22 protein-coding genes and 1 pseudogene are annotated in these 22,378 nt (G+C 67.5%); 7 read left to right on the top strand and 16 right to left on the bottom strand.

All coding sequences use genetic code 11. The features are described 5' to 3' along the window. The first annotated feature begins 4 nt into the window (after positions 1-4). A complete protein-coding gene (locus ACRDU5_RS05955; protein ID WP_526613563.1) occupies positions 5-847 on the top strand; it encodes a methyltransferase domain-containing protein in 843 nt (280 codons plus the stop codon). Here the strand turns inward: ACRDU5_RS05955 and ACRDU5_RS05950 are convergent. Genes ACRDU5_RS05950 through rpsB form a run of 4 tightly spaced genes read right to left on the bottom strand, consistent with a single transcriptional unit; the run spans position 844 to position 4,753 of the window. Beyond that, on the bottom strand, positions 844-1,611 hold the full coding sequence (locus ACRDU5_RS05950) for a class I SAM-dependent methyltransferase (protein ID WP_526613562.1): 768 nt from the start codon (positions 1,609-1,611) through the stop codon (positions 844-846). The two genes, ACRDU5_RS05955 and ACRDU5_RS05950, sit on opposite strands and share 4 nt — an antisense overlap. Further along, the gene (locus tag ACRDU5_RS05945; protein ID WP_526613561.1) at positions 1,608-3,014 is read right to left on the bottom strand and encodes an amidase; all 1,407 of its coding nucleotides are present in this window, start codon (positions 3,012-3,014) and stop codon (positions 1,608-1,610) included. Before ACRDU5_RS05945 ends, ACRDU5_RS05950 begins: the two co-directional genes overlap by 4 nt. A gap of 32 nt (positions 3,015-3,046) precedes the next feature. Beyond that, positions 3,047-3,877 carry a translation elongation factor Ts gene (gene tsf / locus ACRDU5_RS05940; RefSeq protein WP_526613560.1) on the bottom strand — a complete coding sequence of 277 codons (831 nt, stop codon included), beginning with the start codon at positions 3,875-3,877 and terminating at the stop codon, positions 3,047-3,049. A gap of 12 nt (positions 3,878-3,889) precedes the next feature. Beyond that, a complete protein-coding gene (gene rpsB / locus ACRDU5_RS05935) occupies positions 3,890-4,753 on the bottom strand; it encodes a 30S ribosomal protein S2 (RefSeq protein WP_526613559.1) in 864 nt (287 codons plus the stop codon). 313 nt (positions 4,754-5,066) lie between these two features. On the opposite strand from rpsB, the gene ACRDU5_RS05930 reads away from it, so the two are divergent. Next, on the top strand, positions 5,067-5,558 hold the full coding sequence (locus ACRDU5_RS05930) for a M23 family metallopeptidase (RefSeq protein WP_526613558.1): 492 nt from the start codon (positions 5,067-5,069) through the stop codon (positions 5,556-5,558). Positions 5,559-5,711: 153 nt separating this feature from the next. Here the strand turns inward: ACRDU5_RS05930 and ACRDU5_RS05925 are convergent, their stop codons facing one another. From ACRDU5_RS05925 to ACRDU5_RS05900, 6 genes are all read right to left on the bottom strand, one after another. Continuing rightward, positions 5,712-6,614, bottom strand: a complete 903-nt coding sequence (locus tag ACRDU5_RS05925) for a tyrosine recombinase XerC (RefSeq protein ID WP_526613557.1) — start codon at positions 6,612-6,614, stop codon at positions 5,712-5,714. A gap of 32 nt (positions 6,615-6,646) precedes the next feature. Further along, positions 6,647-7,807, bottom strand: a complete 1,161-nt coding sequence (locus tag ACRDU5_RS05920) for a lactate 2-monooxygenase (protein ID WP_526613556.1) — start codon at positions 7,805-7,807, stop codon at positions 6,647-6,649. Positions 7,808-7,831: 24 nt separating this feature from the next. Next, positions 7,832-8,686, bottom strand: coding sequence for a siderophore-interacting protein (locus ACRDU5_RS05915; protein WP_526613555.1), 855 nt, complete (start codon positions 8,684-8,686; stop codon positions 7,832-7,834). 63 nt (positions 8,687-8,749) lie between these two features. Continuing rightward, entirely contained in the window at positions 8,750-9,880 is a 1,131-nt protein-coding gene (gene dprA, locus ACRDU5_RS05910) for a DNA-processing protein DprA (protein ID WP_526613554.1), read from the bottom strand. Continuing rightward, positions 9,877-11,388 carry a YifB family Mg chelatase-like AAA ATPase gene (locus ACRDU5_RS05905; protein WP_526613553.1) on the bottom strand — a complete coding sequence of 504 codons (1,512 nt, stop codon included), beginning with the start codon at positions 11,386-11,388 and terminating at the stop codon, positions 9,877-9,879. Before ACRDU5_RS05905 ends, dprA begins: the two co-directional genes overlap by 4 nt. Continuing rightward, a complete protein-coding gene (locus ACRDU5_RS05900) occupies positions 11,385-11,756 on the bottom strand; it encodes a YraN family protein (protein ID WP_526613552.1) in 372 nt (123 codons plus the stop codon). Before ACRDU5_RS05900 ends, ACRDU5_RS05905 begins: the two co-directional genes overlap by 4 nt. A gap of 30 nt (positions 11,757-11,786) precedes the next feature. Here ACRDU5_RS05900 and ACRDU5_RS05895 point away from each other — a divergent pair. Further along, a pseudogene (locus ACRDU5_RS05895) lies at positions 11,787-12,303 on the top strand (DUF1206 domain-containing protein). Between the two features lie 11 nt (positions 12,304-12,314). Here the strand turns inward: ACRDU5_RS05895 and ACRDU5_RS05890 are convergent. The 3 genes from ACRDU5_RS05890 to ACRDU5_RS05880 all read right to left on the bottom strand — a co-directional run bounded on the left by ACRDU5_RS05890 (position 12,315) and on the right by ACRDU5_RS05880 (position 13,786). Then, entirely contained in the window at positions 12,315-12,716 is a 402-nt protein-coding gene (locus ACRDU5_RS05890; protein ID WP_526613551.1) for a hemophore-related protein, read from the bottom strand. A gap of 153 nt (positions 12,717-12,869) precedes the next feature. Continuing rightward, positions 12,870-13,298, bottom strand: a complete 429-nt coding sequence (locus ACRDU5_RS05885; protein WP_526613550.1) for a VOC family protein — start codon at positions 13,296-13,298, stop codon at positions 12,870-12,872. Beyond that, a complete protein-coding gene (locus ACRDU5_RS05880; RefSeq protein ID WP_526613549.1) occupies positions 13,295-13,786 on the bottom strand; it encodes a helix-turn-helix domain-containing protein in 492 nt (163 codons plus the stop codon). The genes ACRDU5_RS05885 and ACRDU5_RS05880 overlap by 4 nt, the downstream gene beginning before the upstream one ends. 89 nt (positions 13,787-13,875) lie before the next feature. On the opposite strand from ACRDU5_RS05880, the gene ACRDU5_RS05875 reads away from it, so the two are divergent. From ACRDU5_RS05875 to ACRDU5_RS05865, 3 genes are read left to right on the top strand one after another with little or no spacing between them, the layout of a single operon-like run. Beyond that, complete coding sequence (locus ACRDU5_RS05875; protein WP_526613548.1) at positions 13,876-14,889, top strand: iron ABC transporter substrate-binding protein; 1,014 nt, start codon at positions 13,876-13,878, stop codon at positions 14,887-14,889. Then, the gene (locus ACRDU5_RS05870) at positions 14,890-16,464 is read left to right on the top strand and encodes an ABC transporter permease (RefSeq protein WP_526613547.1); all 1,575 of its coding nucleotides are present in this window, start codon (positions 14,890-14,892) and stop codon (positions 16,462-16,464) included. Then, positions 16,461-17,510: an ABC transporter ATP-binding protein gene (locus tag ACRDU5_RS05865; protein WP_526613546.1), complete on the top strand. Its 1,050-nt coding sequence runs from the start codon at positions 16,461-16,463 to the stop codon at positions 17,508-17,510. The genes ACRDU5_RS05870 and ACRDU5_RS05865 overlap by 4 nt, the downstream gene beginning before the upstream one ends. A gap of 33 nt (positions 17,511-17,543) precedes the next feature. Here ACRDU5_RS05865 and ACRDU5_RS05860 read toward each other — a convergent pair whose 3' ends face one another. Beyond that, positions 17,544-18,248 carry a Rossmann-fold NAD(P)-binding domain-containing protein gene (locus tag ACRDU5_RS05860; RefSeq protein ID WP_526613545.1) on the bottom strand — a complete coding sequence of 235 codons (705 nt, stop codon included), beginning with the start codon at positions 18,246-18,248 and terminating at the stop codon, positions 17,544-17,546. A 184-nt stretch (positions 18,249-18,432) separates the two neighbouring features. Further along, positions 18,433-20,064: a lysylphosphatidylglycerol synthase domain-containing protein gene (locus ACRDU5_RS05855; protein ID WP_526613544.1), complete on the bottom strand. Its 1,632-nt coding sequence runs from the start codon at positions 20,062-20,064 to the stop codon at positions 18,433-18,435. Positions 20,065-20,202: 138 nt separating this feature from the next. On the opposite strand from ACRDU5_RS05855, the gene ACRDU5_RS05850 reads away from it, so the two are divergent. Beyond that, entirely contained in the window at positions 20,203-21,618 is a 1,416-nt protein-coding gene (locus ACRDU5_RS05850; protein WP_526613543.1) for a hypothetical protein, read from the top strand. Here ACRDU5_RS05850 and ACRDU5_RS05845 read toward each other — a convergent pair. Then, a partial coding sequence (locus ACRDU5_RS05845) for a protoporphyrinogen/coproporphyrinogen oxidase (RefSeq protein ID WP_526613542.1) occupies positions 21,568-22,378 on the bottom strand: 811 nt, incomplete at its 5' end. The two genes, ACRDU5_RS05850 and ACRDU5_RS05845, sit on opposite strands and share 51 nt — an antisense overlap.

Raw genomic sequence — 22,378 nt, 5'->3', positions numbered from 1 at the left:
AAAGATGGACCTAGAGGATTTTCGCCGCTCGAGTTTCGAGACCTGGGGGGCGATGGCGCCGGGTTGGGAACGCTGGCGCGCCCACATCGATGAGTCGACGGCACCGGTGCGCAGATGGTTGATCGGCACGCTTGCGCCGCGCTCGGGCGACACCATTCTGGAGCTGTCGGCCGGCGTCGGCGACACCGGGTTCGAGGCGGCAAAACTCGTCGGTGGTGCCGGCGGCCGGTTGATCTCGTCCGATTTCTCGCCAGCGATGTTGGAGGTCGCCCGGCGTCGCGGGGACGAGCTGGGACTGACGAACGTCGAATACCGGGTCATCGACGCCGAACAGATCGAGCTGGCAGACGACTCGGTCGACGGCGTGCTGTGCCGATTCGGATACATGCTGATGGCAGATCCGCGCAGGGCGCTCACCGAGACCCGTCGAGTGCTGCGCTCCGGGGGGCGTCTGGTGCTGGCGGTATGGGGTCCGCCGGAACGCAACCCGTGGGGCGGGGTTGCCGCCGGAATCCTGATGGAGCAAGGCCACCTTCCACCGCCCGACCCGGACGCGCCGAGCCCCTTCAGCATGGCAAGCGAGGAGCGCACACGCGAGATGCTCACGAGCGCAGGGTTCAGCGAAATAGACATCGAGGAGGTGCCGGTCCGATTCATCGTCGGCGATATTGCCGAGTACGAGAGCTTCGCGACCGACACCGCCGGCCCATTCGCGATGGCCATTCGCGCGCTTGACGACGATCAGCGCGCCGCGCTGAGACTGCGTCTTGACGAGGGTCTCGCCGGTTTCCAGGCCGGTGGACGCTACGAGATCCCCGGCGTCGCCCTCGGCGCGGTTGCCAACTAGCCAGCGCGGCGGCCGATGCCGGCCACCATCAGCGGGGTGAACACCCGTATGTTCTCGCCGAACCGGGCGGAGGCGGCGTCGGCGTCCTCCCGCGACAGGGCACCCGAGTCGACGAGTGTGCCTCGCATGCTCTCGAAGGTCAGCCGGAAGAAGTCGAACCCCGGGTCGCTGGAGCTGATCACGCGGGCGCGGCCCTCGCCGCGGACATCGGTGAACCCGGCATCCTCGATGTCGGCGACAACACGGCGGCCGTAATCGCGGTCGAACCCGGCCTGCTCCATGTATCCGAATATCGCCTGGGCCACGTTGTCGAGAACAGGATCCTCGCCCTCAAAGCCGAAGCCGGTCCAGGCATAGTCTTCGATGACGATCCATCCGCCGGGGCGCAGTGCTGCTGCCAGGCGATCGAGGATCTCGCGACGGTCGGTCAGGTGCTCGAGCACCAGCCGGGCGTGGACCAGGTCGAATTGGGCCTGCGGAAGCTCGTCGGCTCGCACGTCCACCCTGCGCACCTCGATCGACTCGGAGGCGAACTGCTCGATGAAACGAATATCGATGTCGATCGCGGTCACGCGGGCGCCGCGGCCGGCCATCCACTCGACCAACGAGCCACCACCGGCGCCGACCTCCAGGCATTTCCAGCCGGGACCGATGCCGAGTTCGTCCAGCAAGGCCTGGCTGCCGGGATCCCACAGAGCCTCCATGCCCGACAGCCGCGCACGCTCCTGACCGAAGCCCTGGTCGAACGCGTAGTCGCGGGTCATGCGTTGATCAGCGGCCAGGCCCGCGCCTCTTCGAGTTCGTAGGCCAGTTCCAGCAGCCGCGCCTCCTGTCCCCTGACTGTCGAGAACATCATGCCGACCGGCAGACCGGCAGCGGACTGGGCCAACGGTAGCGAGATCGCCGGGTCGCCGGTGGCGTTCTGCAGCGGCGTGAATGCCACCCAGTCGAGCAGCCGATCCATGACCTGTTCGTATGGCGCTGTCGGATCGAGATGTCCGATGCGGGGTGTGTCATCGGCCAGCGTGGGCATCAGCACCGCATCGTAGGTGGCCGAAAGTCGGGCGGTGATCCGGCGCGAGGCCGACAGCCGCGCTATGGCCAGCGGAACCCTGTGGAGATTACGCGCGGCTCTTCGGTCCAGGCCCAGCGTCAGGTTGTCCAGCTTGGTGCGATCGAAGCTCGGCCCGAATGCTCGACGCCCGCCGCGCACAATCGCGAACGCGAGGAACTGCCAGTAGAGCAGGAAGTCGTCCTTGAACCGGGGCTGCACCGGATTGTCGATCTCCGTGACCTTGTGCCCGAGTTCCTCCAACAGCGCCGCCGACTTGAGTGTCAACTCGCGCATTTCCGGACTGGCTTCTAGTGAAACAGATTTGGTGCACACGGCGATGCGCAATCGCTGCTTACCCGCGTGGGTGACATCGCCGATGGGAGGCAGCTTCGGGTTGCGGTAGACCCGCTCGGCCTCGCGCAGGAACACCGCAGTGTCACGCACGGAGCGCGTCAGAACTCCATTGGCGACGATGTGAAGCGGCATCTGTGCGGTTTCTTTGTCGAGCGGCAGCCGTCCCCGCGTCGGTTTCAGGCCGACCAGACCGTTGCACGCCGCCGGAATCCGGATCGAGCCACCGCCGTCGTTGGCATGCGCGATCGGCACCGCACCGGCCGCCACGAAGGCGGCCGAACCGGAGGAGGACGCACCGGCGGTGTGGTCCGGGTTCCACGGGTTGCGGACGGGCCCGATCCGCGGATGTTCCGCCGATCCGCTGAAGCCGAACTCCGACATCTGCGACTTGCCCAGTGGCACCAGGCCGGTGGCCAGGTACACCCGGGCGAACTCGCCGTCGGCGGGCATCGGGCGCGGATCCCACGCGTCGGTCCCGTGCATGGTCGGCCAGCCTGCGACGGCGACGTTGTCCTTGATGTACGTCGGGACGCCGTCGAAGAAGCCGCCGTACGGGCGCCGGGCCTGGACACGCCGGCGCGCGCGGTCGAACGCCTCATACGCCAGACCGTTCAGCGTCGGGTTGACGGCCTCGGTGCGGGCAATGGCCGCCTCGACCAGTTCGAGCGCCGATACCTTGCCTGTCCGCAGCGCATCGACAAGGCCAACGGCATCAAGATCGCCTAGGGCGTCGTCGCCGAAGGCGTGTGTCCTGGTCATGCAGTGACGGTACCAATTCGTACCGGCGCTGTTTAGGCCTGACCGACCTCGAACCGGGCGAACCGGGTGACGGCGACGCCGGCGTCGTCGAGCAGGGCCTTGACCGTCTTCTTGCTGTCGGATACCGACGGCTGATCGAGCAGCACGACGTCCTTGAAGAAACCAGTGAGACGGCCCTCGATGATCTTCGGCAGCGCCTGCTCGGGCTTGCCCTCGTTGCGGGCGGTCTCTTCGGCGATGCGCCGCTCGTTGGCGACGATGTCCTCGGGCACGTCGTCACGCGTCAGGTACTTGGCCTTCAGCGCGGCGATCTGCAGCGCAACCGCATGCGCGGCGGCAGTGCTTGTGTCCGGGTCCGGACCCGGACCGTACTCGACCAGCACGCCAACCCCCGGAGGCAGGTCGGCCGACCGCTTGTGCAGGTAGGTCTCGACCGTGCCGTCGAAGAATGCGACGCGGCGCAGTTCGAGCTTCTCGCCGATCTTGGCCGACAGGTCCGCGATCGTCTGCTCGACTGTCTTGTTACCGGCCTTGGCGGATTTGAGAGTGTCGACGTCGTTGGCCTTGCTCGCGACCGCGGCCGCGACGATCTGATCGGCGAGCGCCTGGAATTCCGCGTTCTTCGCGACGAAGTCGGTTTCGGAGTTCAGCTCGATCAGCGCGCCGTCGGCGGCTGCGACCAGTCCCTCGGCCGTCGCCCGCTCGGCGCGCTTGCCGACGTCCTTGGCGCCCTTGATGCGCAGCACCTCGACCGCCTTGTCGAAGTCGCCGTCGGTTTCGGCGAGCGCGTTCTTGCAGTCGAGCATGCCGGCGCCGGTCAGCTCCCGCAGTCGCTTGACGTCGGCAGCGGTGTAGTTCGCCATGTCAGCCTTTCGCTATGGGTTCGTTGGGGGCTTCGGTTCGGTTTGGATGTCGGCCTCGGGGGTGCCGGGATCGGCGCCTTCGGCTGTCGGGCTGGCGGTCGCAGTAGCGCTGGCCAGCAGCTCCTGCTCCCATTCGGCCAGCGGCTCGGCACCCTCGGCCTCCGGCTTTTCACCGTCGCCGCCCAGCCCGGCGCGGGCCTGCAGCCCCTCGGCGACCGCGGCGGCGATCACCTTGGTGAGCAGCGCGGCGGAGCGGATCGCATCGTCGTTGCCCGGGATCGGATAGTCGACGAGGTCGGGGTCGCAATTGGTGTCGAGGATCGCGATGACCGGGATATTCAACTTGCGCGCCTCACCGACGGCGATGTGCTCCTTATTGGTGTCGACGACCCAGACGGCCGATGGCACCTTCTGCATGTCGCGGATACCGCCGAGGCTGCGCTCGAGCTTGTTCTTCTCCCGGGTAAGACCCAGGATCTCCTTCTTGGTGCGGCCCTCGAAGCCACCGGTCTGCTCCATGGCTTCCAGCTCCTTGAGGCGCTGCAGCCGCTTGTGCACGGTGGAGAAGTTGGTGAGCATGCCGCCCAGCCAGCGCTGGTTCACGTACGGCATGCCGACGCGGGTCGCCTCGTCGGCGATGGATTCCTGCGCCTGCTTTTTGGTGCCGACGAACAGCACGCTGCCACCGTGGGCGACAGTCTCCTTGACGAACTCGTACGCCTTGTCGATGTAGGTCTGCGTCTGCTGCAGATCGATGATGTAGATGCCGTTGCGGTCGGTGAAGATGAACCGCTTCATCTTGGGATTCCAGCGACGGGTCTGGTGCCCGAAGTGGGTGCCGCTGTCCAGCAGCTGCTTCATGGTTACAACAGCCATAGTCGGCCATGTCCTTTTGAGTTGTCGGTTGTCGCCCGGCGTCGGGTGATGCCGGGCCCTGGCGTCTGCTGCGTGCCGGACCCGACTCGAGTTTCTCGAGACGGGACCGCCCGGCATGCGGATGCAACCCTGACCTTGTTGTTGAACGACAGGCGAGGGCTGCGGCGCAGGCGCGCGAAGTCAACCCGCTGACGCGGATTGCGGATCAGAGTTTACACGGTCCCAGCAGGTGCTTTGTCCACAGCGGCCGGCTGATCCCCAGCTGACCGGTTCGGGGCTGGCGCCGCCGCTGCCGGAGCGCTGAGCTGGGTGGATGCGCGCGGCGGTGTTGATTGTGATGGTCACGTTGGTGTGCGCGGCGCCGGCGCGGGCCGAGAACGAACGGCTGGACTGGCCGTTGCGGCCGCGGCCAGCGGTTTTGCGCGTGTTCGACGCGCCATCGCCGAACTGGCATCGCGGCCATCGCGGCGTCGACCTGGCCGGGGTGCCGGGACAGCCGGTGCATGCAGCCGCGGCGGGCACGGTTGTATTCGCCGGGGAGCTGGCCGGCCGGCCGGTGGTGTCGGTGGCCCATCCGGGCGGCCTGCGCACGAGCTACGAGCCGGTCCTGCCGTCGGTGCGGCCGGGCCAACTCGTGGCCGCCGGCACCGCGCTGGGCGAATTGGCGGTTGGCCACCCCGGCTGCGCGGCGGCGGCGTGTCTGCACTGGGGTGCGATGTGGGGTCCGGCCTCCAGCGCCGACTACGTCGATCCTCTCGGCCTGCTGTCCAGCACCCCGATTCGGCTCAAACCCCTGCACGGCTGATTTCATCCGCCGAGCAGACGCAAAACCGCACAATCTGGGCCGTCTGTTCGCCGCCAGTGGCGGTGATCTACCGCAATGCCCCGCATCGCTGAGGTGATGCGATTTCGGCGTGATTTCCTGCGCTCAGCGCTGCTAATCACGCCGAAATCGCAATCAGGCGCGGGGGTGGGCCTGATCGTGCACCGCGCGCAGCCGCGCAACGGTGACATGCGTGTAGAGCTGCGTGGTGGCCAGCGTCGAGTGGCCCAGCAGTTCCTGGACGATGCGCAGGTCCGCGCCACCCTCGAGCAGGTGGGTGGCGGCGCTGTGCCGCAGTCCGTGCGGCCCGATGTCGGGCGCGCCGGCGACGGCGGCGATGGTCTGGTGCACGACGGTGCGGGCCTGCCGCTGATCGAGCCGCCGGCCGCGGGCGCCCAGCAGCAGCGCCGATCCGGATTCGCCGGTGGCGAGCGCGGGCCGCCCGTCGGCCAGCCACGCCGTCAACGCGGCCCGGGCGGGTTCGCCGAACGGCACTGTGCGCTCTTTGTTGCCCTTGCCCAGCACGCGCAGCAGCCGCCGCGACGTGTCGACGTCGTCGATGTCGAGGCCGCACAGTTCGCTGACCCGAATTCCGGTGGCGTACAACAGCTCTACAATCAGCCGGTCCCGCAACGCCATCGGATCGCCTTGCTGGGCACCGGAATTGGCGGCGGCCATCGCGTCGAGCGCCTGATCCTGACGCAACACGGCGGGCAACGTGCGCCGCGCCTTGGGCACTTGCAGACGGGTGGCCGGATCGCTCGACATCAGCCCGCGGCGTGTCGCCCATGCGGTGAAGGTCTTCACGGCCGAGGTTCGGCGCGACAGCGTGGTACGCGCGACGCCGGCGGCGGCCTGCGCGGCCAGCCAGGAGCGCAGTATCGGCAGGCTCAGGCTTGTCATCTTCGCGTCGGGCACCCGTGCGGCGAGAAAATCGACAAGCGACCGCAGGTCGCCCAGGTAGGCGCGGCGGGTGTGGTCGGAGCGGCCGCGCTCCAGGGCGAGATATTCGTCGAACTCTTCGAGGATCGCCTCCACCCTCCTACCGTGGCAGACGGCGGCGCGGTGGCTCAGTTGACGCGCCGAAGCGTGTCCGGCGTCAGTTCTTTCAGCGATCGATATCCGTCGACGGCCATGATCAGGTCGGCCTCGGCGAGCAGCGACCGCAGCACGTGGACGACGCCGTCGACGCCCCCCAGTGCAAGACCGTAGGCGTAGGGCCGGCCGATGCCGACCGCGGTGGCGCCTAGCGCAATCGCCTTGACGATGTCGGCGCCGCTGCGGATACCGGAGTCGAACAGCACCGGCAAGCCATCCGCGGCCTCGACGACCCCGGCCAGGCAGTCGATGGCCGGTATGCCGCCGTTGGCCTGCCGGCCGCCGTGGTTGGAGCAGTAGATGCCGTCGACGCCGCCGTCCTTGGCCCGCCGCGCGTCGTCGGGGTGGCAGATGCCCTTCACGATTAGGGGCAGCTTGGTCAACGACCGCAACCAAGGTAGGTCGTCCCAGGTGAGCGGATTTCCGAATATCTGAACCCAGCGCAGCACGGCGGCCTGCGGGTTCTCCTCGGGCGGTTGATCCAGGCTGGCGCGGAACACCGGGTCACTCAGGTAGTTGCTTAGGCACTTCCCGCGCAGCTGCGGAAAGTTCGAGGTCGACAGGTCGCGGGGGCGCCAGCCGGGCACCCAGGTGTCGAGCGTGACGATGATGCCCCTGTAGCCCGCGGTTTCGGCGCGGTCCACCAAGCTGGCAGCCAGGTCGCGGTCGGTGGGGGTGTACAGCTGGAAAAAGCCTGGGGTGTCGCCGAATTCGGCGGCGATGTCCTCCATCGGATCTTCGGTCAGCGTGGAGATGACCATCGGAACGCCGGTGCGCGCCGCTGCGCGGGCGGTTGCCAGGTCGCCGTGCCCGTCCTGCGCGCACAGGCCGATGACGCCGATCGGTGCCATGAACACCGGCGACGGCAGCGTCATGTCGAACAGCTGCACCGACAGGTCGCGTTCCTTGGCGCCGACGAACATTCTCGGCATGAGTCCCCAATTGTCGAACGCGGTTCGATTGACCCGCTGGGTGCGTTCGTCACCCGCCCCGCCGGTGACGTACGACCAAACCGACGGCGGCATCGCCGCCTCCGCCTTGGCTTCCCAGTCCGCGTACGCCATCGGCAGCGACGGCACGATGCCGGACAGTCCCTGAAGGTAGATCTCGAGCTGGTAGTCGCCGAACGCCATGCGGCTAGCGTGCCAGGCGCACCGTCACGCGTTGGCCTGTTCCTCCGCTTCGGCCAGTTCACGCTTCCACTGCCGGAAGGTCTCCTCGGTGCGGCCGCGGCGCCAGTAGCCGGAAATGGAGGACGCCCATTTCGCGTCGACGCCGCGTTCCTTGCGGATATACGGGCGCAGATTGTGCATGACTGTCTGGGCCTCGCCGTGGATGAAGACCTGCACCTGCCCCGGCAACCAGGCGGCGCCCTTCACCGCCGCAATCAGCGGGGCGTGGTCGCCGGCCAGGTCCTCGGGCACCAGGTCGGCGCGCCCGCCGCGGTAGATCCATTGCACCTCGACACCCGGCGGTATGTTTAGCTCGATTTCGTCGTCCGGTCCGGCGACCTCGATGAACACCTGGCCAATCGCGTTGTCGGGCAACGCTTCCAGGGCGGCTGCGATCGCCGGAACGGCGGCTTCGTCTCCGGCGAGTAAGTGCCAGTCCGCCGACGGGTCCGGCGCGTAGGCGCCGCTGGGCCCCATCACATATGCCGGTTGTCCCGGCGTCGCCGCCAACGCCCACGGCCCCGCCACGCCATGGTTACCGTGCACCACGAAGTCAATGGCGATCTCGCGGCGGTCCGCATCGGCGCGCCGCACGGTGAAGGTGCGCACCACAGGCCGTTCCTCGACGGGCAGGGTGTTGAAGCTGTCCAAAGTCAGCGGTTGGGGCAGCGCGTCGACGTCGACGCCGTCCTGGACGAACACGATCTTGACGTAGGAATCGGTGAAGTCATTCGGCACGAACGTGTCGAACCCGCTGCCGCCCAGCACCACGCGAATGAGGTGCGGCGTCAACTCCTCGCTGCGTAGCACCTCAAAGGTGTGCACCGGACGACCTGCCACTGTTCCTCCAACTTTGTTAGCCAACCTCATCGACTATACGAGCGCGGCAGCTACGGCGGCGGTCTACCTCGTTAGCTTGCTGAGCTTCCAGTAGCCGTCCTGACGAGTCACCAAACCGGATAGCTCCAGCATCGCCAGCGGTCCCAGCACCTGGGTGGGCGCCAGTCCTGACGCCACGGCGATCTGGTCGGCGGTTCGGCGGCCGCGGGCGGGCAACGCGTCGTAGACCCGCTGCTCGGCCTCGCCGAGACCATCGAGCGCTGAGCTGGGCCGCGGCTCGTCGGGCGCGAGTTCACCGATGCGACCGATGAGCTCGACAACATCGGCGGCGCGCGTGACGAGCTCGGCACCGCTGCGCAGCAACGCATGACACCCGACCGACGCCGCTGACGTCACCGGTCCGGGCACCGCGCACACCGCCCGGCCCAGCGCCCGCGCCCACGCCGCGGTGTTCGCCGCCCCACTGCGGGCGCCGGCCTCGACCACCACCGTCGCACCCGACAACGCGGCGACCAGCCGGTTGCGGGTCAGGAACCGATGGCGCGCCGGACGTACACCGGGCGGATACTCGCTCACGACCAAGCCCTGCGCTGCGATGCGATGCAACAGCGCGGCGTGGCCGGCGGGGTACGGGATGTCGATGCCGCCGGCCAGGACCGCGACAGTGAACCCGTCGGTGGCCAGCGTGGCGCGGTGTGCCGTGCCGTCGATGCCGTATGCGCCGCCCGACACCACGGTCACGTCCCGCTCGACCAGGCCGGCGGCCAGGTCCGCCGCGACGTGCTCGCCGTACGCGGTGGACGCTCTCGTCCCGACGATCGCGACAGCGCGCTCGGCCATCTCGTCGAGGTGGGCCGAGCCGACGGTCCACAACGCCAACGGTGGATGAGCCTGCGGCCGCAGCCGGTGATCCACACCGGCAAATGCCGTGAAGGAAAGCAACGGCCACTCCGCATCGTCGGCCGTAACCAAGCGGCCACCACGGCGGGCCAGCAACTCGAGATCTTCTGCGGCGCAGTCTATCCCGCGACGAGCTTCGGTGCGCCGGACCAGATCCTCAGCAACCTCGCCAGACTTGACGCGCTCGGCAGCCTCGATGGGCCCGACGCAATTCACCAGAGTCACCAGCTCTGGACAGGGTGGCTCGGCCACTCGGGACAGATACGCCAATGCGAGACGGGTGTCGTCGGTCATTGCACACCGCCGGCTTGCCGGAAGCTCAGTGCGGTGGTGACGTCGCCGAGTCCCGGCGACGTCCGCCCGGCCAGGTCGGCGAGCGTCCAGGCGACCCGCAGCGTCCTGTCGACGCCACGGATGCTGAGCAGGCCGCGGTCGAGCGCCGTCTTCAGCGGTTCCATCGCCGTCGTCTCGAGCCGGAAGCGGCGACGCAGCAGTACACCACTGACCTCGGCGTTGGTCCGGATGCCGTGCTCCTGCCACCGCTGCGCGGCGGCCTCGCGCGCCGACTTCACCCGTTCCCGCACCAGCTCGGTCGACTCGCCGGTCTCGGCCGCGAACGCTTCGGCCCGCTCGCGGTGCATGTGCACCCGCAGATCGACGCGGTCCATCAATGGGCCCGAGAGCTTGCCCAGATACCGGCGCTTGGCGGCCGGGTTACAGATGCAGTCGCAGGGATCAGCCGGAGCGCACGCACACGGGTTGGCCGCCAGCACCAGTTGGAACCGCGCCGGATACCGGGCCACGCCGTCGCGCCGGGCCAGCCGGATCTCGCCGTCCTCCAACGGAGTTCGCAACGCCTCCAGTGCGCTCGCCCCGATCTCCGCGCATTCGTCGAGGAACAGCACGCCGCGATGTGCCCTGCTGACGGCGCCGGGCCGTGCCATTCCTGTCCCCCCGCCGACCAGCGCCGCCACGCTGGAGGTGTGGTGCGGGGCCACGAATGGCGGTCGGGTTATCAGCGGCATGTTGCCCGACAACAGGCCGGCCACCGAATGGATCGCGGTGACCTCGAGCGACTCACTGAGCGAGAGAGTCGGCAGCAGGCCCGGAAGCCGCTGTGCCAGCATCGTTTTCCCGATGCCAGGCGGTCCGGTCAGCATCAGGTGGTGCGCCCCCGCGGCGGCCACCTCGACGGCGAACCTGGCGTGGGATTGCCCGACGACGTCGGCCAGATCAGCCTCGGGCTCCGAAGCGGACGTAGGCGCCTCGATCCTCTCCTCCAGCTCAGCCTTGCCGGAGAACCAGGCGTGCAGCTGACCCAACGTCCGTGCGCCCAACACCTCGATTCCGTCGACCAGGCTGGCCTCACGGAGGTTGTAAACAGGAACCACTACGGCGGGCCAGCCCTCCCGCTTGGCGGTCAGCACCGCAGGCAGCACACCCTTGACCGGGCGCACCCGGCCGTCGAGTGCCAACTCGCCCAGCAGCAGTGTCTTTTCCAGCCGTTCCCACTCCGTCTTGCCGTGGGCGGACAGCACCGCCGCTGCCAGAGCGAGGTCGTAGACCGAGCCCATTTTCGGCAATGTCGCCGGTGACAGGGCCAGCGTCAGCCGCGCCATCGGCCAGCTGTTGCCGCAGTTGGTGATTGCGGCGCGGACGCGATCGCGCGACTCCTGCAGCGCGGTGTCGGGCAGTCCGACCAGGTGCACACCGGGCAGACCGGAGGTGATGTCGGCCTCGATCTCCACGATCTGGCCGTCCAGCCCGCGCACCGCCACCGAGAAGGCCCTGCCCAACGTCATCCGCCGACCCCCTGCACATGGGTGATCTCCGGAATAGGCCGCCTGCCGATGCGCACGCCAATGACGTCGATGCGCACCGCCGCCCAGCTGCCGTCGTGGTGGGCCAGCCACAACCCGGCAAGTCGCCGCAAACGCTGAACCTTTTCCGGCGTCACCGCCTGCTCCACGCCTCCGAACTGGTCGCTGGTGCGTGTCTTCACTTCGACGAACACCACCGTGCGGGTGGCGTCGTCGGCCGTGATGACGTCGAGCTCACCGTGGCGACATCGCCAATTGCGGTCCAAAACCCGCAGTCCCAGCGACGTCAGATGATCGACCGCCAATTGCTCACCCAGCGCACCGATTTGGCCCCGCGTCCACGAACTCATGGCGCCACCCTGCGAAGGGGCACCGACAAGCTGTCGCCGACGCGGCTGAGTTATGCCCAGTCGCCACTTCATCCCCAATCGCGCGGGCAGTGGTGCGTGAGCGGAGTTCTGCACCTGCTCGTCGCCTACATCATGCTGCGCATCGCGTTCGGTGACGGCGGCAGTGCCGACAAGTCGGGCGCGCTCGCGACTCTGGCCGAGCAGACCGGTGGCGTCGTGATGCTGTGGCTGGCGGCGGCGGGCTTGGTGGCGCTGGCGCTGTGGCACGTCGCCGAAGTTCTCATCGGCCCCCATCCCGCCGAACGTTCAGGCCACCACCGCGGGGGTCGTCGGCTATGTCGCAATGGGTGTAGTGTTCGCCGTCGCCGGCGCATTCATCATCGTCGCCGCCCTTCAGTCCGATCCGGCCAAGTCGACCGGGCTGGACGGAGCAGTGAAGACACTCGGTTCCGCGCCGTTCGGCCAGGCAGTTCTTAGCGTGGCCGCGGCGGGTATCGCGGCCTACGGCATCTACAGTTTCGTGCGAAGCCGCTACGCCCGCATGTAGCAGAGGCCGCTTTACACCGGCCCGCTCGACAGCGCCTGATACAGCGCGGCGATCTGCATGGGCTGGATCGCGGTGTTGCAGTTCCGCTGCAGGTCGATCAGCGGCGCGGCAATGCCCCGCAATTCCTGGTACTCCTGCGGACGGCCGACAAAATAGTCACGAACCGACTGTTCGGCGCCCGCGCCCTGCACACCCGCGGCCGTCAGCACGTTGTTCGCGTCTGGATGCGCATCGAGCCACGCACCCGCCGCCGCGAGCACGCCGCTGGCCGTGTGAGAGAACGAACTCGCGGTACAGCCGGGTTGTGCGGCGGCCCACGGAATCGCGATGGTCGCGGCGGCGGCTCCCCCTAGCGCGCAGGTAGCAAACGCGCCGACCAATCCGCGGCGCAGGGTAGCTGGTGAGATCTTCATTGAACCGTTTCCTCAAATCTCGTTGCCATGGGTACTTCCCCCTGACCTGAGGGCAAACGTACCCACAGCGGTTCAAGATCAATCCGAGACTGAGCGGCCTTCGTGCACCGTCACAACTCCGTAAGAGCTACGAACTAGCACCGACGGCCAGATCTAAGCGAAGTCCTCTGGGGTGAACTCCTTGGGCTCAACGAGCACCAACCAATTTCCGGTGTTGTCCCGAATGACCGCTTCCACCCCGTACGGCCGGTCGGCTGGTTCCTGCAGGAAGGTGACGCCCTTGGCGGAGAGTTCCTCGAAGGTCTTGTGGCAGTCGTCGACCGACAGGCCGAGCCCGCCCATGCCGCCTTTCTCCAGTTGGCGGCGGATGAAGTCGGCGGCCTCGGCATCCAGCGGCGGGCCGGGCGTCATCAGGGTGACCTCGAGCTCGGGCTGGTCGGGGTGCTTGACCGTGACCCAGCGGAAGCCCTCGCCCATCGTGATGTCGGTACCCGGCTCGAAGCCGAGCACGTCGACGTAGAAGTCGCGGGTTTCGTCCTGGTTAAGGCAGTACACGGTGACGAGCGAAACGCAAGTGATCATGGCGACACGCTAACGCCGGGCCGCCCGACGTCGCTTCTCCCAAATTGCGGAACCGCGGGGCCCGCGGTTTCGGCGTGGTTGAGCACACCGCGCATGAACAGAAAGCAGCCCGGCACATGCGGGCCGCCGCGCGCCGCCCACCGATCGCGGTAGGCGGTCGGGCTCTCGCCCACCAGCTGGGTGAACCTCGTCGAAAAGGATCCGAGACTGGCGAACCCGACCGCCATGCACACCTCGGTCACGGTGAGGTTGGCGACACGCAGCAGATCTTGGGCCCGCTCGATGCGCCGCCGGGTCAGGTACCGGATCGGGGTCTCGCCGTAAGTCGCCTCGAAACTGCGCGCGAAGTGGTACTTCGAAACACCGGCCACCCGGGCGAGTCGATCCAGGTCCAGCGGCTCACGATAGTTCCGGTCGATGTGGTCACGGGCCCGCCGCAGATGCGCCAGCAGCGCAACGGCAACCGAATGGTTTCCGGATTCCGGCACAGCAACAGATTAGGCCTGCACAAAGGGTATGTTCATTTAGGTAAACCTCAGCTAACGGCGCCTGGACACGGCGCGGAAGGACCTCCTGGATGCGTACCCGTCGGAGCCGGATCGCCGCGGTCATCTCAACTCTGGCCGTCATTGCCGGCGCGACCGCCTGCGCGGGCTCCGACGGCGACGAGCTACTGATCTACAACGCCCAGCACGAGTCGCTGACCAAGGAATGGATCGACGCCTTCACCAACGAGACCGGCATCAACGTCACCTACCGGCACGGCGGTGACACCGAAATGGGCAACCAGCTGGTGGCCGAGGGCGACGCCTCACCGGCCGACGTGTTCCTGACCGAAAACTCCCCCGCCATGGCCGCGGTCGAAAGGGCCGGACTGTTCGCCGATCTCGACGCCGAGACCCTCAATCAAGTCCCGGAGCAGTACCGTCCGCCCACCGGCAAGTGGACCGGTGTTGCGGCGCGCACCACCGTCTTCGTCTACAACAAAGCCAGGCTGCAGCCCGACCAGCTGCCAAAGTCGATGCTGGATCTGCAGCGGCCAGAATGGAAGGGCCGCTGGGGCGCTCCCCCGGCGAGGCCCGACTTTCAGGCGATCGTCGCGGCGCTGTTGCAGCTGGAGGGCGAGGCCGCGACGGCTCAGTGGCTGGCGGGCATGAAAGAGAACGCGGTGCTCGAAGACAACAACGTCTCCACCCTCGAGGCCGTAAACGCCGGCGAGCTGGACGGTGGAATCATCTACCACTACTACTGGTACCGCGATCAGGCGGAAACCAAAGAGAACAGCGGAAATACCGCGTTGCACTACTTCCGCAACGACGATCCCGGCGCGTTCATCAGCGTGTCCGGTGGCGGCGTGCTCGCTTCCAGCGACAGACCGCAGGAGGCCCAGCAGTTCATCCGGTTCATCACCAGCAGGGCCGGACAGGAAGTTCTCGAGAAGGGAACCTCGTTCGAGTACCCGGTCGCCAGCAGTGTGTCCGCCAACCCCGCACTGCCCCCATTCGACGAACTGCAGGCGCCCAATGTCGATCTCTCGACCCTGCAGACCCAGAAGGTGTCCGACATGATGACGCAGGCGGGCCTGCTTTAGGTGGTCGCTTCCCCAGTTTCGCGCCCCGCCGCGCCGGCCTCGCGGCCCAGTAAGACCGCTCGGCCCGGCCCGCTGGTCATTGCCACGGTCACGGCACTTGTTGCCGCCACCTTCATCCCGCTGGGATACGTGGTGTGGGGGGCGATCTCGGTCGGGTGGACCCGCGCCTACGAGCTGGTCGTACGCCCGAGGGTGGGCGAACTGCTGTTCAACACGGTCGCACTTGTTGCGCTGACCGTGCCGCTGTGCGTCGTCATCGGTGTCGGAGTGGCCTGGCTGGTGGAGCGGACCGATCTGCCCGGCCGGTCGTTCTGGCGTCCGTTGTTCGTTGCGCCACTTGCCGTTCCGGCGTTCGTCAACAGCTACGCCTGGGTCGGCGTCATCCCGTCTCTGCACGGGCTCTGGGCGGGAGTCCTGATCATCACGCTGTCCTACTTCCCGTTCATGTACCTGCCCGTGGCGGCGACACTGCGCCGGCTCGACCCGGCGGTCGAGGAGTCGGCCCGCGCACTGGGATCCGACACGACCGGCGTTTTCTTCCGTGTCGTGCTGCCCCAGCTCCGGCTGGCGATCCTCGGCGGCAGTCTGTTGATCGGTGTTCATCTACTCGCCGAATTCGGCGCATTCGCGATGATCCGCTTTAACACGTTCACGGTCGCGATCTTCCAACAGTTCCAGGTCACCTTCGATGGCGCGGCGGGCAGCATGTTGGCCGGTGTGCTCGTGCTACTCTGCCTGCTCCTCCTGGTGGCCGAAGCGTCGGCGCGCGGACATACCCGGTACGCCCGCATCGGCTCGGGCGCACCCCGCGCAGCAGCACCGATCCTCCTGCGCCGCAACACAATACCTGCACTGGCGGCCTTGATTGGGTTGGCGGTGCTAGCGCTCGGTGTGCCGGTGTGGACGATCCTGCGCTGGTTGTGGATCGGCGGCACCGAAGTGTGGCTACTCGGCGAGATCGGCACCGCGCTCGGTCAAACCATCGGCCTGGCCGCCGCGGCGGCGATCCTGACGACGGTCCTGGCATTCCCCGTCGCGTGGGTGGCGGTGCGGTCCAGCGGCCTGCTCGCCCGCGTGGTGGAGGGCGCCAACTTCGTGACCAGCTCGCTGCCCGGAATTATCACGGCACTCGCACTGGTAACGGTAGCCATCCACGTCGCGCGGCCGCTTTACCAAAGCGTCGCCCTGATCGTGTTCGCCTATGTCCTGCTGTTCATGCCGCGCGCATTGGTCAACGTGCGCGCCGGCCTTGCCCAGGTCCCGACCAGTCTGGAAGAAGCGTCGCGCTCGCTGGGCAACTCAGCGTCGGCCACCTTCCTGCATGTCACGCTGCGTCTCACCGCGCCCGCCGCTGCCGCTGGCGCGTCGCTGGTATTCGTCGCTGTGGCAACGGAATTGACCGCGACGCTGCTGCTCGCCCCGACGGGCACCAGGACGCTGTCGATGCTGTTCTGGTCCTACAGCAGTGAGCTCGACTACGCCGCCGCCGCGCCGTACGCGCTGGTGCTGGTTGTCCTGGCCATCCCCGTGACGCTGGTGCTGTTCCGCCAATCGGCCAAGGTGGCCGCGTTATGACCGCCGTACTCGAAGTACGCGGGCTCGCAAAGTCATTCAACGGCCACGTTGTGTTGGACGACATCGATCTGCATTTGGAGCAGGGCAGCACCACAGCCGTCGTCGGCTCGTCCGGCTGCGGCAAGACGACGCTGCTGCGGGTGATCGCGGGGTTCGAGACGCCCGACGCCGGAACCGTGGCGATCGGCGGCCGACAGGTCGCCAGCCCGAAAAGCGCGGTGGCACCGCATCGTCGAAGCATCGGCTACGTCGCCCAAGACGGGGCGCTGTTCCCGCACCTGACCGTCGGGCAGAACATCGCGTACGGCCTGCGCTCCACCAATCGCGGCGCCGAGGTGCACGCGCGCGTGAGAGAGTTGCTCGAAACCGTCTCCCTCGACCCGTCATTCGCGTCGCGGCGGCCGCATCAGCTCTCCGGCGGTCAGCAGCAGCGTGTTGCACTGGCCCGTGCCCTTGGCCGCCGACCGGTGCTGATGTTGCTCGACGAACCGTTCAGCGCTCTGGACACCGGGCTGCGCGCGTCCACCCGCAAGGCGGTCGCGCGGCTGCTCGCCGACGCCGGTGTGACGACGCTGCTCGTCACCCACGACCAGGAAGAGGCCCTGTCGATCGCCGATCAGGTGGCGGTGATGCGCGACAGCCGCTTCACCCAGGTGGGCTCCCCGCAGCACGTGTACCGCCAGCCCAACGACCGCTTCACGGCCGAGTTCCTCGGCGACTGCATCGCCCTGCCCTGCACCGTCGCGTCAGGCGTCGCCGAGTGCGCGCTCGGGCGGGTGCCCATCGACGCATCGGATGGCGCCGCCACTCTCATCTTGCGGCCGGAACAGCTTGTAGCAACAGTGATTTCGGATAGCGAGCAACTCGACGGCTACGCGACGGTGATCGCCACTGAGTTCCTCGGTCACGATGTGCTGTTGACCATCGATCCCGCCGGTGAATCCGAGCCGATCATCGTGCGCCAGCACAGCCTCAACCCTCCGCCGATCGACGCCAAGGTGCGCATCGAGGTGGTCGGTAAGGGAGTCGTACTCAGCTCAGGGTGAGTTCAACTCGCGGTGTACGGCAGGGCGGGTTACTCATCCTCGTTTGTAGTGCTCGTTCGCCGCGCGCACCGCTGCCATAAGCGGCATAGGGAGGCCCAGTCTCTGTGCGAAATATAGGAAAGCGTCTATATCTTTCGGCAAACAACGCCCCGAGTAGCCTCGATCGGCTGGAAAAACCGCCGTGTGATCACGTTCGACGCGAGGATCGAGCAGCCAACCTTCTCGAACGGCGAACCAGTTAGCGCCTACTCTCTGGCACAAATCATAAAACTCGTTTACGAATGTGACTTTCGTTGCGAGGTAGCAGTTTTCCATATACTTGATGATCTCGGCTTCCACCGCAGTGCATTCAAAGAATCTTGTGGAGGCCCCCTCGATTGAGGTCAGGGTCGCTAAGAACCAGCGCCGGGCCTCCGGTTCGCCGCCAACGATCTGGAACGACTGATCGTGAGCCCACTCTTCCCAGGTGTTACCGGCGAAAGCTGTCTCGCCAACGTACTCCGGGCTAAAGCAAATCGACTTGCCGGTCGCGGCGACCAGCTCGTCCGTGGTTCCCGGGGGAACAGTCGACCGCAAAAGGACGCGCTCGCACGGGATTCTCTTGACTGCGTCGACGACATCCGAAATATCCGCGGCGCAATCAGGAGCGGAAGGCGTTCCGACCGAGACAACAACGAACGCACACGTACTTAGTGCCTTTTCGGGATATGGGAACTCATCCGCGATGTCATACGTCACTGTCTCAACCCCGGACCGCGCAAGACGGTGCGCAACGTTGTGACCGACATGTCCCATGCCGATGATCCCTACGCGCATTTTTGCGCCCGAGATTGAACGAAACGTGTGACAAGCCACGCCCAAGTCATGAAGTGACCCTAACCTAACCAAGGGGACGCACGCTGGCCACGGCTAACAGTCGCCGCTACGTCAATCGAATGTCGGTTTGGGGTGAGTTCAGTTCGCGGTGCACGGCAGGGATGACGTGGCTTAGGTAGCGGCCGAGCCGGACGAAGGATGTGCCGGTGTTGCGGAAGGAGTAGCTGATCGGCACCTCGGTGTAGCGAAAGCCCTTGGCAAGCAGGTCGAGTGTGAGCACCTGAGCGTAGTTGTAGTCGTGCACGATCTCGGCGGCCGCCGCGGCGGCTGGGCTGAAGGCGCGGTAGCCGCTCTGACCGTCGGTAAGGTCACGGCGGCGAGTGAGCCACCGTACCCAGTAGGTCAGGATGCGGTTGCCGAGCCGACGGTGCGGCAGCATGTGGCCGATCCGGCCGGCGAAGCGCGAACCAACGACGTAGTCGGCCGTGCAGGCAAAGACAGGGGACAGCACGGCCGCCGCGTCGGCCGGGGCGTATTCGCAGTCGGCGTCCAGGTAGAGCACAGCGGCGGGACGGTACGTCATAGCCTCGGCGAGGCCGCGGCGGACGGCGGCGCCGAGTCCGAGGTTGCGCGGCTGCGCGATCACGACGGCCCCTGCGGCCGCGGCACACGCGGCCGACGCGTCAGTTGAGCCGTCGTCGATTATGAGCACGGTGAGCGGTCGTCCGAGGTCCTGCGCGAACAGGCTGGCGACGACTCCGCCGACGGCGGCTTCCTCGTTGTGCACGGGCAGAAAGGCCACCACCGGTGCATCGGGGCCGACGGGCAAGGCGGGCGGCGCGTGGGGCAACTCCCGCGGCAGCCGCCAGCGGCCCCAGTACGACGGCGCCGGTACGAGGAGCGCGACTCCGCCGACGGCGAGCGAGTAGACCGTTTTGACGGCATGGGTGGTGAGGGCGATCGCGAACGCAGGCCCGGCCGGCACGCCGATCGCCGTCATCGCCGCGGTAGCGGCGGCCTCGTAGGTGCCAATGCCGCCGGGCGTGACGGCGACCGCTTGGGCGACGATCGTCACCGCGGTGACCGCGATGGCCTCGGCCAGGGTCAGCGGATGCGATGCGGCACGGGCGATCTCGTACACCACCGCCGACTCAAGGAGCCATGCGGCCACGATGGCGGCGCAGGTAAGCGGCGGAGGTAGCCGCACCTGGGCCCCGCCGGCGGCAAGCCGCACCGACCATGCCAGGCCGGCCACCACCGTGGCGGCTGCGATCGCGGCGAAAACCCACCACCACGGCCCGACCAAGCGCGGCACCAGGCCGGGCACGGCGAGGACGGCGAGCCCTGCGACGGCGAGCAAGTCGCCGGCGCGCAACGTCACGGCGGAGGCGATCACCGGACGGGGTTCGAGACTGGTGCGGCGCAGCACGCTGGTGACCCGCAACGCTTCGCCGAGCCGCAGCGGCAGCACGTGATTGCCGAGCAGGCTGACGTGCAGCGCCGCCCACGATTGGCCGGTGCCGAGGCCGGGGAGCGCCGCTCGCCAGGCCAGCGCCCGCAGTCCGAACGCCGCGGCATAACAGCTCAGCGCCAGTGTCAGCCCGAGTGGTGCGTCAACCACCGACTGCAGCACTCGGCCCAGGGAAGCGACGGCCTCGCCGTTGAGCAGAGCCGCGAGGTAACAGACGGCCACCGCGAGAACGACCAGTCCAGCAAAGGTACGGACGCGCCGTCCCACGTAACCTCCATCGGTTATATATCGTGAGCCTAACCTCACAGGTGCGGTTGATCAGCAAGGAGCTCAAGTGGTCGCAGTGGTGGCCAGCGCTGACGTCGTCTACCACCTTGCTGACTCGCCCGACATGCGCCGCGCCCCATGACCGATGGTGTGCGCTCCGTACGCCTGCAGTGGGCAATGGTCGGCGTCGCCTTGGTCGGGTTCGTTGCGGCCGCGTTGGGCATCGGGGTGTCGGCAACGCCGAACGAGCCCGTCGCGGTCGACGAGTCGCAGTACCTCATGACATCGCAATCACTATGGCGCGACGGCGATTTGGATATCAGCAATCAGTTCGCCGAGCAGAGCTGGCGTGAGTTCACGCCGGTCGGGCCGCCCATCGAGACGGTCATGCAGCCGGGCGGCCGTCAGGTCAGCCCGCACGACCCACTGCTGCCGATTGTGCTCGCAGCACCGGTCGGCCTAGCGGGCTGGGTCGGCGCGAAGCTGACGCTGGCCGCGCTCTCCGCAGCTCTCGCGGCGCTCACCCTATGGGTCGCGGTTCGGCGGTTCGCTGTGCCATTGGCGCTCGCCGCGATCGGTAGCGCTACAGCCGCGGCATCTGCCCCACTGGCTGTTTACGGCCAACAGATTTACCCAGAACTGCCCGCGGCGCTGGTCTGCCTACTGGGCGTTGCGGCGTTGACCGGCCGACGGTCACCGACCTCGCTTGCGCTGCTGGCCTGCGCGGTTCTTGCGTTGCCGTGGCTGTCGGTGAAATACGTGCCTGTCGCGGCCGCACTCGCGGTGCTGGGCGCAGTCCGGATCGGTGCGCGGCGCGAGACGGTGTGGTTCATCGGTGTACTCGCGGTCGGCAGCGCTGTGTACGCGCTGGTTCACGTGGCGTTTTGGGGCGGGCTCACCGTCTACGCCAGTGGCGACCACTTCGAGCAGAGCGGGCAGCTATCGGTGATGGGACAGGACCCCAATTTCGTATTCCGCTCGTGGCGGCTCATCGACCTGTTGGTCGACCGCACCTTCGGTCTCGTTGCGTGGCAACCCGCCTGGCTACTGCTGATTCCGGCGGGCGGCGCGCTCGCCGCCAGAGGATTGGGGGTGCCCCTGGGCCGAGTGGCACTTGGGGTACCCCTCGTCGCGGGTTGGCTCGTCGCCAGCTATCCCGCACTCACCATGCACGGATACTGGTGGCCCGGCCGGCAGGTCGTCGTGGTGCTGCCACTGGCCGTGCTGATCATCCTTTGTTGGCTCGCCAGAACCGGCCGCATCATGCGCGCCATTGCGGGCGTGCTCGGCGCCGCCGGAGTTTTCACGTACGGCTGCCTGCTGGTGGACGGCCACACCGGTGAAGTGACCTGGGTCAACGGATTCCAGCAGGCCGACGCGCCGGTGTTTCACGCTATGGGCCGGGTGCTTGCGCACTACGGCACGACGACGAGCAACATCGTGTGGCTCGGCCTGACGATCGCGCTGCTGTTTGCCGGATGCTTTTCGGCGCGACGCGCCCGTTCAGTCCTCGACGACGTGCCCGCGGAACCGCTCGCGGGCGGCCGACCATAGGCCGGCGTTCCAGTCGCCGCGGCCGAGCGCGTCGACGGCGGCATAGGCCATCGCGAACGCATGGTGGGTGTTGTCGTGGGCGAAGAGCCCAAGCCGACCGAAAGTGGTCACCGAGGGCAACGTAGAAGCCCACTGGTCGAGTCCCCGTAGATGCGCGGCGTAGCCCTGCTCGTACACGGGGTACACGTGCCGCAGCCGACGGACGTGCACGGCGGCTGGCCCGTCGAGGCGAAGCGGTGGCAGCCCGAGCCGGGCCAGCGTGTCGCGAGCGAGGTCGGCGAGCTGCTCCGGTGACGCCGACCAGACCGGATCGGCCGGCTCGGCCGAGCACGGGATCTCGCAGCACAGCACCGTGCGGTCAGTCGGATCCTCTTCGGACACTCGGTAATTGGCCGGCTCGGAGATTCGGGTGATCGGAGTACCGCTGTCAGGCAGGTACGTGGCATCGAACTCGGTCCAGCGATTGGGGGCCGAGTGGACCAGGTACACGAGCACCATGGCGCGGAACGTCAGCTCGGCCGCGTCGGCGATGGCATCCGGTGGTGCCGTCGGAGATACGAGCCGCGCAAGCGTCGGCAGCGGTGCGGTGGTGAAGAGGTGGCGTGCGGTCAGCACGCCGCCGGCCTCGGTCTTCACCTCGACGCCGTCGCGTCCCGGCCGGATCCCGGTCACCTCGGCGCCAAGTTCCAGCTTCACGCCGCGGTCGACGGCTGCGTCGGCAACAGCGTCCACAATCTGCCCGAACCCGAGGCGCGGGTAG

This window comes from Mycobacterium sp. (genome assembly GCF_050701515.1).
Taxonomy (GTDB): Bacteria; Actinomycetota; Actinomycetes; order Mycobacteriales; family Mycobacteriaceae; genus Mycobacterium.
This window is presented reverse-complemented; position numbering and strand designations above follow the sequence as displayed.

Coding starts and splice junctions, on each gene's coding strand:
- ACRDU5_RS05930 (WP_526613558.1), top strand. CDS start 5,067: ATGCGCGCGGCGGTGTTGATTGTGATGGTCACGTTGGTGTGCGCGGCG.
- ACRDU5_RS05905 (WP_526613553.1), bottom strand. CDS start 11,388: ATGACGTTGGGCAGGGCCTTCTCGGTGGCGGTGCGCGGGCTGGACGGC.
- ACRDU5_RS05875 (WP_526613548.1), top strand. CDS start 13,876: ATGCGTACCCGTCGGAGCCGGATCGCCGCGGTCATCTCAACTCTGGCC.
- ACRDU5_RS05950 (WP_526613562.1), bottom strand. CDS start 1,611: ATGACCCGCGACTACGCGTTCGACCAGGGCTTCGGTCAGGAGCGTGCG.
- ACRDU5_RS05955 (WP_526613563.1), top strand. CDS start 5: ATGGACCTAGAGGATTTTCGCCGCTCGAGTTTCGAGACCTGGGGGGCG.
- tsf (WP_526613560.1), bottom strand. CDS start 3,877: ATGGCGAACTACACCGCTGCCGACGTCAAGCGACTGCGGGAGCTGACC.
- ACRDU5_RS05945 (WP_526613561.1), bottom strand. CDS start 3,014: ATGACCAGGACACACGCCTTCGGCGACGACGCCCTAGGCGATCTTGAT.
- ACRDU5_RS05900 (WP_526613552.1), bottom strand. CDS start 11,756: ATGAGTTCGTGGACGCGGGGCCAAATCGGTGCGCTGGGTGAGCAATTG.
- ACRDU5_RS05920 (WP_526613556.1), bottom strand. CDS start 7,807: ATGGCGTTCGGCGACTACCAGCTCGAGATCTACCTTCAGGGACTGTCC.
- ACRDU5_RS05885 (WP_526613550.1), bottom strand. CDS start 13,298: ATGATCACTTGCGTTTCGCTCGTCACCGTGTACTGCCTTAACCAGGAC.
- ACRDU5_RS05850 (WP_526613543.1), top strand. CDS start 20,203: ATGACCGATGGTGTGCGCTCCGTACGCCTGCAGTGGGCAATGGTCGGC.
- ACRDU5_RS05865 (WP_526613546.1), top strand. CDS start 16,461: ATGACCGCCGTACTCGAAGTACGCGGGCTCGCAAAGTCATTCAACGGC.
- ACRDU5_RS05890 (WP_526613551.1), bottom strand. CDS start 12,716: ATGAAGATCTCACCAGCTACCCTGCGCCGCGGATTGGTCGGCGCGTTT.
- rpsB (WP_526613559.1), bottom strand. CDS start 4,753: ATGGCTGTTGTAACCATGAAGCAGCTGCTGGACAGCGGCACCCACTTC.
- dprA (WP_526613554.1), bottom strand. CDS start 9,880: ATGACCGACGACACCCGTCTCGCATTGGCGTATCTGTCCCGAGTGGCC.